Consider the following 14,635-nt stretch of genomic DNA (forward strand, 5'->3'; position numbering starts at 1 on the left):
CGGGGCAGCAGGCTCGGTGAGGTGAACAAGGAAACGGAATCAGCCGTCGCGACACGCGAACCGTCCACGCCGACCGGCAAGCTCGACTTCAGCGTTCTCTTCGCCACCACGGAATACGGTGCGCACACCGCCCGGCTGGCCGCCGAACGCGCCCTCGCCCCGCACCTGCCGCCGGACACCGGGGCCGCCGACACCGCCCGTCTGCTCATCGCCGAACTGACCGCGAACGCGGCCCTGCACGGCCGGGTGCGTGGCCGCAAGGCCCGCCTCGGCCTCACGCTCGACCCCACGTGCCTGCTGGTCGAAGTGACCGACGCGGGAGGCGACCGCCTTCCCGCGCCTCCCCCGGACGGCGACGCCGGTGACAGCGAGCACGGGCGCGGTCTGCTCCTGGTGGAGGCGCTTGCTGACAGCTGGGGGTGGCGCCCGTACCATCCCGGCGGCAAGACGGTCTGGGCGGTCCTCGGTATTCGCTCCGAGTGATCCAAACGTGGGTGTACGGATGTCAGTGGCCTCTCGTAGAGTTCGTGGAGCAGTGTGAGAGGTCCGGGCATTCGGTCGGTCGGCCAGTCGGCCGACCGGCCCGCCGGGCCCGGACAGTTCACGGGAGAACAGGGGCCACCGCGCGTCATGAGACCCACCCTCGCCGCGCAGCAGTTGCGCGACACCACGGTCGAGTACCTCACGACCACGTTCGCGCTGGCCGAGCCAGACACCCAGGACGCGCTGACCGAGTTCCTCACCGATCCCGCCGACGGCATCTTCCGCGGCCCCTACCTCCGTATCCGGAGACCGTTCCGGCCCGCGGCCGACGGCTGGCGGCAGCACCTGGACTGGTTCGAGACGGGCTTCACGCCGTACGCACACCAGGCGGAGGCGTTCGCCCGGCTGTCCTCCAAGGACGGTCGGACGCCGCGTCCGACGCTGGTGACCACCGGTACCGGGTCGGGCAAGACCGAGTCGTTCCTGTTCCCCGTGGTGGACCACTGCCGTCGGGAGAAGGCCGCCGGTAAGCACGGTGTGAAGGCCGTACTGCTGTATCCGATGAACGCGCTCGCCGGTGACCAGGCGTCCCGTCTCGGTGACCTCCTGGAGGACGAGCGACTGCTCGACGCAGGGGTGACGGCCGGTCTCTACATCGGCGAGGCGTCCGCGTCCGGGACCGAGTCGCCGTACGGGCGGGTGATGGTGGACCGGGCCGAGATACGGCGGAATCCACCGGACATCCTGATCACCAACTACAAGATGCTGGACCTGCTGATCCAGCGGCAGCAGGACGCCTCACTGTGGCGCGACGCCGACTTGGCGTACATCGTCATCGACGAGTTCCACACGTACGACGGCGCGCAGGGCACCGACGTCGCGATGTTGCTGCGGCGCCTCGCGGTCGCCGCCGGTGCCGACGAGCCGGGCAGGCCGCTGGGGCGGATCTGCCCGGTCGCCACATCCGCGACGCTCGGCACGGCCGGCGGGGAGACCACGACCACCACCGGGCCCGGTGGTGAGGAGTCCGGTCCGCGCCCGATGCTGGACTTCGCCTCGCAGGTCTTCGGGACGAGGTTTCCCGACGACGCGGTGGTCGGCGAGGACCGGCTCCCGGTCGAGACGTTCCTGGCGGCCGTGGACCCGTCGCTGCCCGTGCCGACACCCGTCGAACTCGCGAAGCTCCCGGACCCCTCGCGCGAGAAGAACGCCCTCGCCGACGTGGCACGCGCGGTCCTCGGCAGCGCGGATCTCAGCCCCCGCGAGCTGGGGCGGCGGCTGCTTGCCCACCCGCTCACCCACGCCCTGCTGCGGGCGGACGTACACCGCCCCGTCTCCGCGCTGGAGGCGCTGAGCGCATTCGATCCGACCTCCGATCCGACCTCCGCCTGGCGCCTGGCCGCCCTCGCCGACCCGGCGAAAGCCGAGACCGCGCTCGCTCGCTTCGTGGCGCTGCTGTCAGCAGCACGGGACCCCTACGCTCCCGGGATCAAGGAGCGGCCGCTCGTCATGATCGAGACGCACCTGTGGGTGCGGTCGCTCTCCCGCGTCCTGCGCTTCACCGCACCGGAACCGGTCTTCTCCTGGATCGATGCCGACCAGGCCGCACTGACCGCCCCGAACCCGAGCAGCGGCCCGGGGGCGCCGGTCGGTACCGCGACCCCTGCCGACCTCGCGATCGTGACGGTCGCGGCGCAGGCCGAACGTCGACGCCGCGTCCAGCGGTCCGGACGACTGCCGGCCGCGTACTGCCGGCACTGCGGCCGCTCCGGCTGGGCGGCTGTGTGCCCCGAGCGGAATCCGCTGCAACTGGAGCACGCCCCCGAGGAGATCTACCGGCGCAGCGTCTCAGGCGGCGCGGCGAAGGGCCGGGTCCGGGCGCTCATCGAAGCCACCCCGGCCGAGGCCGCCGAACAGGCCCGGCTTCTGCGTGACCAGCGGACCCGGCGCGGACGCCGCGGCACCAGCGGCCAGGCGACCGTGATGGTCCTTGAGGACAACGGCCAGGAACTGCGGGCGCTGGACCCGGACGAGGTCCTGCTCGACGGGGACAAGGTCGCCGAGGCCCCGGAGAACGGCGTGTTCGTGACGGCCTGGATTCACAACCGGGACCAGGACGAGTTCGCGAAGCAGGACCGCTGTCCGGCCTGCGGCCAGAGCCAGGGCATCCGATTCCTCGGTGCCGGTATCGCCCCGCTGACCTCCGTGGTGGTGACCCAGCTGTTCACCGGCGGCGAGCTGCCCGCACGGGACGAGCTGGGCCGTGACCGGCGCCGCACCCTGATCTTCAACGACTCCGTGCAGGACGCCGCCCACCGCGCCGGGTTCGTCGCCAGCCGCGCCTGGAAGTTCTCGCTGCGCTCCCTGCTGTACGAGCAGCTCCAGGGCCGGGCCGCCGAGAACACGGACGTGGCGGCAGACGGCGTACCGCTCAACGAGGTCATCGCCGACCTGGTCGTGCGCGCCGCCGACGACGAGCAGAAGCTGCTCTCCTCCGTCGTGCCGCCGGACATGCGCGACATCGACCGTGTGAAGAAGCTCCTTGCCGGATCCAGGCAGGCCGGTGAGCCGTCTTGGTCCCTGGTCGGCGAGCGCCTCGCGTTCAACACCCTCCTGGAGTTCGGCCTCAGCTCCCGCTGGGGCAGGACCCTTGAGCTCACCCGTACCGTCGCCGCCGAGGTCCACCTGCCCGACCCCGAGCTCGCGGCCCGTACCGCCCAGGCCCTCTACGAGCAGCAGCTCAACTCCATGCTGCCCACCGTCGACGACGCTCCTGCCGGCGACGGTGAGGCCGCTGTCGAGGGCGGCGAAGGTCCTGCACGGGCCGCGGAGGGCGAACTGCCCGCCTCCGGCCCGGAGCGGCTGCGCCGCTTCGAGGGATACGTACGGATGCTGCTCGAACACATCCGGGCCGGTGGCGGCATCTTCCACCACTGGCTCGATGCCTTCGTCGCCGACGAGGGGCGCAACCGCTACCTGCTCACCGGCCTGCGTGCCGAAGGCATGCCCGCCTTTCCCCGGGGCGCCCAGGCCCCCTCGTTCGTCCTGCTCGGCGCTGCCTCGGGGCGTACCGACTTCGAGCGGGCCGACTCCGCGGAAAGCTGGTTCACCGACTACACCGTGCGCTGCCTCGGCGGCCTGGACCGTGCAGGCGCCGCAGCCTTCGTCTCGTCGCTCCTGCTCCGGCTCACCGACCCTGACATCGGCGCGCTCGCCCACCGCCCGACCGGTGAAGCCAAGAAGGGCAAGCAGCGCGGCCCCGGCGTGTACGGCCTGACCGCCGGGCACGTCCGGGTGCGGCCCCTGGCCGACACCGAGACCCAGCACGCCGCCGTGACCTGCCCGGACTGCGGCTGGACCCAGACCGTCGGTCCCGAGCGGACCGCCGTGTGGCAAGGCATGCGCTGCCCGCTCAAGCAGTGCGACGGCCTGCTGACCGTGCCCTCCGCCTCGGCGGCGGGGCGAGCCGGCCGTGACTACCGCTACGACTACTACCGGCGCCTGTACCGCGAGTCCGGGCCGTACAACGTGGTCGCCGCCGAGCACACCGGTGTACTCAAGCGCAAAGAGCGCGAGGAGATCGAGAAGGGGTTCCGGCGCGGCACCCTGCACACCGATCCCAACGTGCTCTCCTGCACTCCGACCCTTGAACTCGGCATCGACATCGGCCAGTTGGAAGCGGTCATCCTTGCTTCCCTGCCGTCCAGCACGGCCTCGTACGTTCAGCGGGTCGGCCGGGCGGGCCGTGCCACCGGCAACGCCTTCATGGTGTCCCTCGCGGACAACAGCCCACGCGCCCTGTACCACCTGTCCGAGCCCCGCCACCTCATGGACGGGCCCATCACCCCGCCGGGCTGCTTCCTGTCGGCCGGTGAACTCCTGTGCCGCCAGTACACGGCGTACCTCCTCGACCTCGCGGCCCGAGGCCGACTCCGCGACGTACCGCCGCTCGTCGACCGCGCCAACTACCTCTTCGGACAGGGCGGCTGGACCAAGGCCCTCATCCGGGCCGCCTCCGGCCGGACCGACTACGCCGAACAGTTCCTGGCCCTCTTCCCCGAGATCGACACGGTGCGTGACTCCGGGGTGTCCGCCGAGGCTCGCCGGACGCTGCTCGAGTATGCGGAGTCCGGGCTCGCCACCGCTGTGCGTGAAGCCGAGACGGCCTGGCAGGCGGAGCTCGACAGCCTCCAGGCCCGCCGCAAGCAGATCAACGAAGCTGCCGACGCGCTGCACGACAACATCGAGGACGAGGCCCGCGACAAGAAGGCACTCGGGCGCGAAGCAGCCGCTCTGGGCGGCAGGCTCCAGGAGATCTCCAACGCCGGCGCCCAGGGATTCCTCGTCGAACAGGGCCTGCTGCCCAACTACAGCCTCGTCGAGGAAGGCGTCCGCCTCGAAGCGACGCTCAACCACAAGCGACCGCCGCGCCGGGCCCGCGCCGGCGAGGCCGACCCTGCGGCCGAGCGCACCAGGTGGCGTCCCGAAGTGCGCACCTACGACCGGCCCGCCACCGCCGCACTCAGCGAACTCGCACCCGGCAACTCGTACTACGCGCGCGGCTACCGGCACGTCGTCGAGGGATTCGACCTCGGCCCCCAGAGAACGCCGGCCGAAGGCAAGGACACCGACGCCGCACCGCCCGTCCTGCGCACCTGGCGGGTGTGCGGGGAATGCGGCCACGTCCGCACCGGAGACGACGCCGAGCAGAACACCCGGCCCTGCCCGCGCTGCGCGAGCACATCCATCGGCGGGCGCACCGCCCTGTACACCGTGGTCGTGCCCCGCAAGGTCCTCTCCCGCGACAAGCGCGAGGACGCCCGCATCATCGACGACAGTGACAACCGTAAGCAGATCAACTACACCACCGTCACCGCCGTCGACATCGACCCGGACGCGGTCAAGGAGAGCTGGCGGCACACCCGCGCCACCTTCGGCGTCGACCACGTCCGCGAAGCCGTCATCCGCGGCTTCAACCTCGGCCGCGCCCGCCCCGGCCGCCGCACGGACACCTTCTTCGCGGGCACCGAGACCAACGTCACCGGCTTCGTGCTCTGCCCTCTGTGCGGTGGGGCCACCGACCGTGAGGCCGGGCACGCACCCGTCCAGGAAGAGCTCTCCGAGTCCGCCCTCAACTCGCCGGAACACGCCCACCACTTCCCGTGGTGCGCCGTGCGCCGCCGCGACCGTCGCACCGCGCCCCGGGACCTCACCCGCGTCCTCACCGCCGCTGAACACCACACCGAAGCCCTGCGCATCCTGCTGCCCGCGGCCACCCTGAACGTCCCCGAACGCCTGGCCTCCTTCTCCGCCGCTCTCCATCTGGGCCTCGCCCGGCACTACGGCGGCGACCCGGCCCACATCCGCTCCACCCCCGCCACCGAACCCGACCGCGACACCGGACTCACCCGCCACTACCTCGTCCTGTACGACGCCCTGCCCGGCGGCACCGGCTACCTCCAGCGCCTCGTCGACAACGACGGCGAGGACTTCCGTGCCGTCCTCGCCGCCGCCCAGCGCGTCCTGCTCACCTGCCCGTGCCAGAAGACGTCCGGGCGCCGCGCCTGCCACCGCTGCCTGCTGCCGTACGCGCAGAACCAGCGCGAGTACAAGGACCTCGACCGGCAGGAGGCCCTCTGGATGCTCGAAGGACTGCTCGGCCCCGACGGTCGCAGCGGCTGGCAGATCGACCGCCGACCGTCTCGCGACGCCTACCGGAGCGCCCAGGACCGCATCCGCTTCGCCGAACAGGCGGAGAGCGACCTGGAGCGTCGCTTCATCACCTGCCTAGACACCTGGCTCGCCCTCCCCGGCAACGGCGGAGCCGACCACGGCACCACGCCCACCGGGCGCCAGGGCAAGCAGTTCGCGCTGCGGACCGAAGGGCGGGCCGTGAACTGGGAAGTCGTAGCGCAGAAGGACCTCACCGGCTACCGGACCCGCCCCGACCTGCTCTTCCGCCCCACCTCCGGCGCGGACGCCCAGGCCGGCCCCAAGCCACTGCCCGTCGCCGTCTACCTGGACGGCTACCGGTGGCACGCCTCGGCACGTACCAACCGGATCGCCTCCGACGCGGCCAAGCGGGCCCGGCTCCGGGCCGACGGCATGCTCGTCTGGCAGATCACCTGGGACGACGTCATGGCCTGGGAAAAGCAACTGGCCGAGCAGGCCGCAGGCAAGGCGGCGGGCCGTGGAACGCCGGCTGTCGTCGTGCCCGACCCCCTCGCCCGCGTCGTGGCCGGGCCGGCCGCCGATGCCGCCTGGCCGCCGTACCCCGTCGAAGGCGAGCAGTCACCCGGCGGCAGGGTCCGTGCCAAGTGGGCCGCGGCCAAGCAGAATCCCGCCGTACTCGACTCCTACGTGTACAGCGGGGCCGTCCCCTCCTTCCTCGGCTATCTGCGCCACCCGAATCCGGCGCTCTGGCAGGCGCTGTCGGTACGCGCCCTGACCGGCCTCCTGACCACCGACCCGAAGCCGGTGTCCGTGCCCGCCGATCCCCGGAGCGCTGTGCCCTGGATCGAGTCCGTCCTGCGCGGACAGGGGCCTCCGCAGCCCAGCGGACAGGGACTGACCCTCGTCCAGGCTCACGACGGTTCCGGCCTGCCGCTCCTGCTGGTCGTCGACCGTCGCCACGAGAAGCAGGTGTGGAGCGCGCTCGTCGTGCTCGACGACCGTCAGGACGCCGTCCGGGGTGATCGCCCCGACCACCGGCGCCGCTGGAAGGCCTGGCTGAACTGGGGCAACCTCATCCAGTTCCTCGACCCCACGGGTGCGGGACGGGCCGACGGCATCGCCCTGGCCCGTACCGCCCTGGACGACTTCGACGCCTCGCTCCTCGCGGTCACGGCAGGGCCGGCCGCCGGTCTGCTCACGGCGCTCCGGGAAGAGAAGGCCGGGCACGGCCTCTCCGCCGCGGAACCCGTCGCGGAGAAACGGTCCGAGGCCGCCGGGACGCCCTCGCCGGCTGACGCGGTGGAGCAAGCGCCTGAGCCTCGGGCCGGCCAGGCGGAGCCGGAGCACCGTACCCCGGCCGAGCTCGCCGTCTGGCGCGCCATCCAGGACGAACTCAGCGACGGCGACCCTGCGGTGCAGCAGTTCGCCGGACGGTTCATCGACGCGTACGCGGGGAAGCATCCGAATCTGCCGGTAGCCCAGGTCCTCTGGGACGTGGACGGGGTGACCATGGCAGTGGAACTCGCCTGGCCACAGCACAAGATCGGGATTGTGCTCCCCGAGGTGGCCGAGAACGAGGAAGACATGGCGCAGTTCGCACGACTGGGATGGGACGTCCGCCCCGTCGACAGGTGGGCGATGGACGAGCTGGCCCGTCGCCTGCTCAGCCCCTCTGCGAACCGCCAGGAGGGGGAAGCATGACATCCGGTACGGGCGCGCGGGTCATCATGAACATGCAGGTCCAGAAGGACCTGCAGAGGCTTGGCCACCAGGCGAACAACCAAGTCATCGATTTCGTACGCCGGTTGCGTGAGGATCGCGCTAACCGTTCCCTGCGCCTTGCGCCGCTGCGTGCAGCTGGTGCCAACGGCGAACTGCTGATCGCCGCCATTCCACCTCATCACGCAGCTCTCCTCCTGCGAACGGAGGAGAGGCGCTTCACTGTCCTCGCGGTACGCGAAGGCGCTGCGGCACACGAGGAACTGTCCCGGCTCACCGTCTCCATCAACCCCGTGTCCGGGCTCCCGGAGGTCATCGACCAGGTACGGGCGTCCGACAACGTCCTGGCCTTCTCCTCCCAGTCCGGGCCGCAGGACCGTGCCGAGCGGTCACCGCAGGTGCGCTCGCCCGCCTCGGTGACGCCGCTGCCCAGCGAGCTCTTCGCCGACGTCAGCGACGACGACCTGACGGGCCTCGGCGTGAGCCGATCCCTCCTGACCTCCATCCGCAGGATCACCTCCCGGGAACAGCTCGACGCACTGCTCGGCGACAACGTCCCCGAGCTGACTCGGGACGTTCTCCTCGCCCTCGCCGAGGACGTCCCGGTCCAGGACGTCCGGCGTGACATCACCGATGCCTGGCACACCCCCGGCGCCGACCCCGAGGACTGGGCCGGTGCCGCACGCCACCCGGCTCTGGTCTCCACCGACGACGACGCCGTCCTCGACGCACTGGGCGACTCCTTCGAAGCTTGGCGCCTCTTCCTCCACCCCGAACAGCGCCGCCTGGCCACCACTCGCTTCAAGGGCTCGGCCAAGGTCACCGGCGGCCCCGGCACCGGTAAGACGGTGGTCGCCCTACACCGCGTCCGCCACCTCGTCTCCCAGCTCCCGCCAGGCCACGACCGGCCGGTACTCCTCACCACGTACAACACCAGCCTCGCCGAGGACCTGCGACAGCGGCTGCGCAAGCTCGGCGGCGACGACGTCCTGGAGCGGGTGCGTATCGAGTCCGTCGAGGCCCTCGCCCGGCGCATCGTCGCCGAGGAACGGTCTGTCGACCTCGGCTACCCACTCCCGGACGACGCGGCGATGAGCCTCTGGCACACGGTCCGCACCGAGACCGGACACCTCCATTACGACGCGGACTTCCTCGACGACGAGTTCCGCCACGTCATCATCGCCAACCAGTGCACCCTCTACACCCATTACCGCGGCGTCGGCCGGCCCGGACGCACACGCATCACGGTCAAGCAGAAGCGGGAGATCTGGGAGTTGGTCGAGGCGTACCGGGCGCATCTGAAAGCGTCTCCCCGCCAGACCACGTTCGATCTCGTCGCCGCCGAGGCGGCCCGCATCGCAGGAGAACGCAAGCGCGATCACGACCGCTTCCTGGAGTACAAGGAGGAGCAGGGGGGACGGGACCTGATCCACCGAGAAGCTGCCAGCCTGATGGGTGGCAGCGCCCCTCGCCTGCCCTTCCGGCACATCGTGGTCGACGAAGCACAGGACCTGTCCGCATCCCACTGGCGACTGCTTCGCGCCCTGGCCCCCGAGGGACCGAACGACATCTTCCTCGTCGGCGACGCCCACCAGCGCATCTACGCCCACCGCTCGATCCTCAGCCACTACGGCATCCGCACCCCGGGCCGCGCCTCCCGCCGCCTCACCCTCAGCTACCGCACCACCCGCGAAATCCTCGGCAGCGCCGGAGGCCTGCTGGCCGGACAGCCCTTCGACGATATGGACCTCGGCGACGACACCCTCGACGGCTACCGCTCCGTCCTCACCGGCCGGGCCCCCGAGTACTGGCACGCTCCCGACTGGCAGAGCGAACAGCGCGCCCTGGCAGCCCTGCTCGTCGAGCGCCACAAGAAGTACGGCACCCCCTACGAGGCAATGGCCGTGGCAGTTCCCGACGGCACCGCGGCAGCCCAGATCGCCTACACCCTCGGCACCTCGGACCACCCCGTGCCAGTGGTTGAGATCGGACGCGACGGAGTCCCGGAGAACGCGAGCGGCGTACGCATCGGGACCATGCACCGCTTCAAGGGCCTGGAGTTCCAGCGGGTGTTCATCGCCGGCGTTTCGGAAGGCCAGGTCCCGCACCAGCGTATCGAGCCGTACCGGCTGAACAACCCCGACCGCTACCGCCAGGAGGAGCAGCGAGCACGCTCGCTCGTCTTCGTCGCGGCGACCCGCGCCCGCGATGAACTGGTCGTGTCCTGGAACGGGCGGCCGAGCCGCTTCCTGCCGCGAGACGTTCACAAGATCGCGCACAGCGCCGCGAGCCTGCTGAAGGCCGACAGCCCTCCGTCGAGCGCTTCGGTCGCCTGACCGACTGCGATCCGACAGCCGCACCCACCCGGCTCAGGGCCCTCACGGGCCCCGACCTGCTTGTGCTTCACCGAGAGGACGAAACCGTGCGCGCATGGACCATACGTGGCGGACGCGAGGGGCAACTGGAGTCTGCAGCTCTCGAACAAAGGCTGATCATTGCTGGCTGGGAGGAACTCGGCGACCTCGGCTCCTGCGAAGCGATCGAAGACGTCGGTGCGCTCCTGGAACAGACGTATCCCGACGAAGGTCCAGGAACCTTGGCCAGCTGGAAGCACCAGCTGTGGCGCTTCCTGACCATGGACATCGACGACTTCGTCGTTATGCCCCGCAAGTTCCAGCAGATCATCGCGATCGGCAGGCTCACTGGCCCCTACGAGTACCGGGCCGACCAGCCGCCGAGCTACCGGCACGTACGTACAGTGGACTGGCTCGTATGGGACCTGGACCGGGCGGCAGTCAAGGGCGATCTCCGCGACAGCATGGGGGCATACCTCACCATCAGCGAGCTCACCCGCCGCGACGCCGTACGCCGCGTCACGGCCCTTGCCAAGGAGGGGCGTGATCCTGGATATACCGGGGCTGTTGACCCGCCGGCCGATATCGCCGGACTCGAAGCGGACGTCGCCGACGCCGGCACCCGGCAGCTCGCGGCTCGCGACCTCATCGGTCTGTGGGGCTGGTCCCGACGAACCGTCGGCGTCACCGAACTCGTGGACCAGGAGCTGGCCGCACGCGGCCTGACGGTCGAGCCACACTTCAATTCCGTCCGCCTCGACGACCTGGTCACGGTCTCTGCCACCGACGAAGACGTTGCCACCGAGGAAAGCGCCGACCCGGACAGCATCTCTCTCAACAGCCACTCTTCTTCCGCGAGTTCAGCGCGAAAGCCGGCTGCCGAGAAGGACCTTGGCTGGCGGATCGGAACCCTTCCCTTCGCCCGGGACGTGACCACTGTCTCCGTCGACGGCGATCTTGGACTCGCCTACCTCCACATGGTCGAAGCCGACTTCTCCCAGCTCCCCGTCGTCGACCGCAACGGACGCGCCAGGGGCGTCGTTACCTGGCAGTCGATCGCCCGGGCAAAGCTGACAGGCCGCGGTCACACTATCGCCGAGGTCACGGACCACGACGCCCCGACCGCTCGCGAACACGAAGAACTCTTCTCCCGCATCCAGGACCTCCGGCAACACGGCTTCCTCGTCATCGTCGACTCCGAGCACGTCGTCACCGGCGTCCTGACCGCTTCCGACATCGCCGACCAGCTCAAGCTCCGCATCGAGCCCTTCACCCTTCTCGAAGAGGTCGAACTTCGTCTTCGCCGCACTCTGAACCGCTACAGCCGCGAAGATCTCCCCACCCGGACGAAGAACATCCTTGAAAAGAAGGGTTTGATCACCCTGGGGGAGTACCGCCACGTCTTCCAGGAGGAGGGCCTGTGGAAGCAACTCAACTGGCCCTTCGACCAGCAGAGTTTTCTGGATCGTCTGGACGTGGTGAAGAAGTTTCGTGACAGTGTGGCTCACTGGGACGTCGATGCTCCGGAGGCGGAGCGCGAAGCGGTGGATGCCACCCGGCAACTTCTTCGGCTGCTCCAACTTGTGGCCTGAAGGGCGATCGCTCAGGTGCGCGTGCCGTTCGAGCTGTACGTGGACCTGAGCGTCGCCGACGCGCGGCAGATCTTCTACGACCGCAACGTGCAGGGTGTCGCCGTCGCGAAGAACCTGGCGATGTCCATGGATCAGCGCGACTTCGCCGCCCGCCTCGCGCACCGCGTCGCCGATGCCGTCAAGGTGGACATCGACGGCCGGCTCGTCCCGTTCACCAAGTTCATCAACGCCACCAAACGGCAGGTGGGGAAGGCCGAGCCCGAGGTCGTCACGCTGTCCGCGATGCGGGCACTCGTCATCACGGCGATCTACGGCAAGGTCGGGCTTTCCCGCTCGGCGGAGACCGTCCACGAGGACGAGTTGCCCGCGGCGGCGACAGCCGACCAGGTGGAGCAGTACGTCGTCCCGGCCTTGGCCCGCCTGATCGCCGAGCACGCCCAGCACTTCCTCTCGCGCAGCGCCCTCACCGCACCCGCGGCACTGGCCGGTCTCGGCATCGCTGTGCACCACACCACCCCGTGGGCCGACCCCTCGAACGCCATGAGCGCGGACACGCTAGACCGGCTTCTCGCCGGAATCCACTGGCAGCGCGAAGCGCGCTACTGGGACGGCGTAGCGGCGAAGGCCGGCACGTCCGGGCGCCTCAACTTCAGCGGCGGCGTGAAGGACTCCGGCGGACGCGTCGCGGACGCGCTCCTGTACCCGGGCACGGAGGCGGGCCGCCGGATCCGGGGGCAGTGAGCCCTTCGCGTTCCGGCTCTTTCCCGTCCCCGCGACGGGGCGCACTCCTGCACGGCCACGAACTGCTCAGCCACCCACCAGCAACTGGAGCACGCCATGAACACTCCCGACTTCCAGGGCCCCGGCCCTTACCAGGCGTCCGGATCCCACCAGGGTCCCTACTCCACCGCCGCCGTTCCGCCGGCGCTCCCGCCCCGCAAGCCCTCGCGGGCCAAGGCGTGGTTGACCCACGGGACGGCCGCCTTCGTGGCGCTGTTCATCGGTGTGGGTATGGGCGCGAGCGGCGACTCGGATGCGGAGCCGGGGGACGCGAAGGCGGGCGGGGCGGCAAAGCCGGGGCCGACCGTGACCGTGACCGGGGCGGCCAAGGCCCGTCCGGCGCCGACCGTCACCAAGACGGTGACGGCGAAGCCCAAGCCCCCGAAGAAGACCGAGGCCCCGGCCCGTCCACGAGCTTCAGCGGTGACGGTGAGTACCTGGTCGGCGAGGACATCGTGGCGGGGACGTACAAGACGGCCGGAGCCGACGGCTCGTTCGGCTGCTACTGGGAACGGGCCAAGGACGCGAGCGGGGAGTTCGGGTCGATCATCGCCAACAACAACCTGGAGGGCCCCGGCCGGGTGACGCTCAACAAGGGGGAGTACTTCAAGACGAGTCGGTGTGCGGAGTGGAAGCGAGCCGGTTGACCGGCCCGCACCGGGGTGCTCCACGAGGGCGGGACTGCTCAGCGGGCAGGGGTGCCCTTCAGCCCTTTCAGTCAGGCGTACTCGGGGAGCGGGAGTCGCCGTCCAGGTCACCGGACACGATGACCCTATTCCGTCACTTCCTCGTCGCGTACACGATGAGGTTGTCCACCGGGTGCCCCGCGGCGTCGAACGAACCGTCGCAGGTGATCAGCCGCAGCGCACGGGCCTCGGTCCTTCCGTAGACCCGTGAGGTCGGGAACGCCTTCTTGCTCGCCGTCTCCCGGCCGGTGACCTCGAAGTGGATCTCGGTGCCCCGGTCGTCGCGGACGGCGATGTCCGCGCCCTTGGCGATCTTCTTGAGGTCGTGGAACACGGCCCGGCCGTAGCGGGTGTCGTTGTGGCCGATCAGTACGGCGGGGCCCGGTTGACCGGGTACGGAGCCGCCGGTGTACCAGCCGACCGTCATGCCCTTGTCGGCGGGCGGCACCTCGACCGAGCGGTCGGGGTTGAGCCCGAGGCGCATGACCGCGCTGTTGATCCCGAGGGAGGGGATGGAGACATGGACGGGCGGCGAGGCGGACTTCGCAGACGAGGACCCGGACGTAGACGTGGACGCGGAGGCGGTTCCCGGGCCGGGGGCGGGAGTCCCGGTCGTGGCGGCCGACTCCGTGCTCCCGGCCGCGGCCGAGGACTTGGCCGGGGAGGCGTCGGAACAGCCGGTCAGCGCGATCAGCGCCGTCAGCGCGAGGCAGGCGTGCACCGGCAGCGCGGTGCGGCGGAGGAACTGGGGCGTGCGGGGCATGAGGAGGGACTCCAGAAGAGGTCGGCCGACGGCAGTGGCGCCGCCCTGATGCAGGACGGCGCCACTGCCGGATTGTCGACTGAGGGGTGGTCAGCCGTTGCTGCGGCCGGTGGAGCGGCGGCGCAGGACGACCGTTCCGGCACCCGCGACCAGGAGGGCCGCCACGGCGGAACCCATCACCGGGGCGGTGTTGTCACCGGACGTACCGGCCGGGCGCTCGCCCGCGGCGACTCCGCCGCGCGGCACGGTCGCCGGCCGGACCGCGGGTGCGGGCCTGTCGCCCGCGGCCACGCGGCCGCGCGGCGCGTCCGACGGGACGACGGAGGGGGCCGACGAGGGGGCCTCCGTCGAGGGGGCCTTGGAGGGTGCTTCGGTCGGCTTGGCGCTCTGTGACGGCGACGCGGGCGCGGCGGTGGGGGAGGAGTCGGCGAAGGCCGAGGTGGCGGGTACACATACCGCGCCTGCCGCGACAGCGGCAAGGACTGCGGTGCGCAAGGACGAGCGCAGGGACATGGATATGGCTCCGTTCCAGGTCGGCCCCGACGGCGCCGCGATGCGGAATCGCACCGCGGCGCGAGGCGTGCC

General features: G+C 70.7%; 9 protein-coding genes. 6 read left to right on the forward strand and 3 right to left on the reverse strand.

Going from position 1 to position 14,635, the window contains the following annotated elements:
* The first annotated feature begins 21 nt into the window (after positions 1-21).
* From ACIQM0_RS31040 to ACIQM0_RS31060, 5 genes are all read left to right on the forward strand, one after another.
* The gene (locus ACIQM0_RS31040) at positions 22-483 is read left to right on the forward strand and encodes an ATP-binding protein (protein ID WP_401292974.1); all 462 of its coding nucleotides are present in this window, start codon (positions 22-24) and stop codon (positions 481-483) included.
* A gap of 147 nt (positions 484-630) precedes the next feature.
* Positions 631-7,857 (forward strand): DEAD/DEAH box helicase, encoded by a 7,227-nt coding sequence (locus ACIQM0_RS31045; RefSeq protein ID WP_401292977.1) that lies wholly within the window; start codon positions 631-633, stop codon positions 7,855-7,857.
* Positions 7,854-10,211, forward strand: coding sequence for a UvrD-helicase domain-containing protein (locus ACIQM0_RS31050; protein ID WP_401292980.1), 2,358 nt, complete (start codon positions 7,854-7,856; stop codon positions 10,209-10,211). Before ACIQM0_RS31045 ends, ACIQM0_RS31050 begins: the two co-directional genes overlap by 4 nt.
* Positions 10,212-10,297: 86 nt before the next feature.
* Positions 10,298-11,821: a CBS domain-containing protein gene (locus ACIQM0_RS31055; protein WP_401292983.1), complete on the forward strand. Its 1,524-nt coding sequence runs from the start codon at positions 10,298-10,300 to the stop codon at positions 11,819-11,821.
* A 21-nt stretch (positions 11,822-11,842) separates the two neighbouring features.
* Positions 11,843-12,562 (forward strand): DNA sulfur modification protein DndB, encoded by a 720-nt coding sequence (locus ACIQM0_RS31060; protein WP_401292986.1) that lies wholly within the window; start codon positions 11,843-11,845, stop codon positions 12,560-12,562.
* A 158-nt stretch (positions 12,563-12,720) separates the two neighbouring features.
* Here ACIQM0_RS31060 and ACIQM0_RS31065 read toward each other — a convergent pair whose 3' ends face one another.
* Entirely contained in the window at positions 12,721-12,978 is a 258-nt protein-coding gene (locus ACIQM0_RS31065) for a hypothetical protein (protein ID WP_401292989.1), read from the reverse strand.
* Positions 12,979-13,056: 78 nt separating this feature from the next.
* Between ACIQM0_RS31065 and ACIQM0_RS31070 the strand changes: the two genes are divergently transcribed.
* The gene (locus tag ACIQM0_RS31070; RefSeq protein ID WP_401292992.1) at positions 13,057-13,248 is read left to right on the forward strand and encodes a hypothetical protein; all 192 of its coding nucleotides are present in this window, start codon (positions 13,057-13,059) and stop codon (positions 13,246-13,248) included.
* Between the two features lie 133 nt (positions 13,249-13,381).
* On the opposite strand, the gene ACIQM0_RS31075 is transcribed toward ACIQM0_RS31070, so the two are convergent.
* Both ACIQM0_RS31075 and ACIQM0_RS31080 read right to left on the reverse strand, forming a co-directional pair.
* Positions 13,382-14,050: a class F sortase gene (locus ACIQM0_RS31075; RefSeq protein WP_401292995.1), complete on the reverse strand. Its 669-nt coding sequence runs from the start codon at positions 14,048-14,050 to the stop codon at positions 13,382-13,384.
* A 90-nt stretch (positions 14,051-14,140) separates the two neighbouring features.
* A complete protein-coding gene (locus ACIQM0_RS31080) occupies positions 14,141-14,563 on the reverse strand; it encodes a sortase-dependent protein (RefSeq protein ID WP_401292998.1) in 423 nt (140 codons plus the stop codon).
* Between the last annotated feature and the right edge of the window lie 72 nt (positions 14,564-14,635).

The sequence above is a fragment of the Streptomyces sp. NPDC091387 genome, from assembly GCF_044756945.1.
GTDB lineage: Bacteria > Actinomycetota > Actinomycetes > Streptomycetales > Streptomycetaceae > Streptomyces.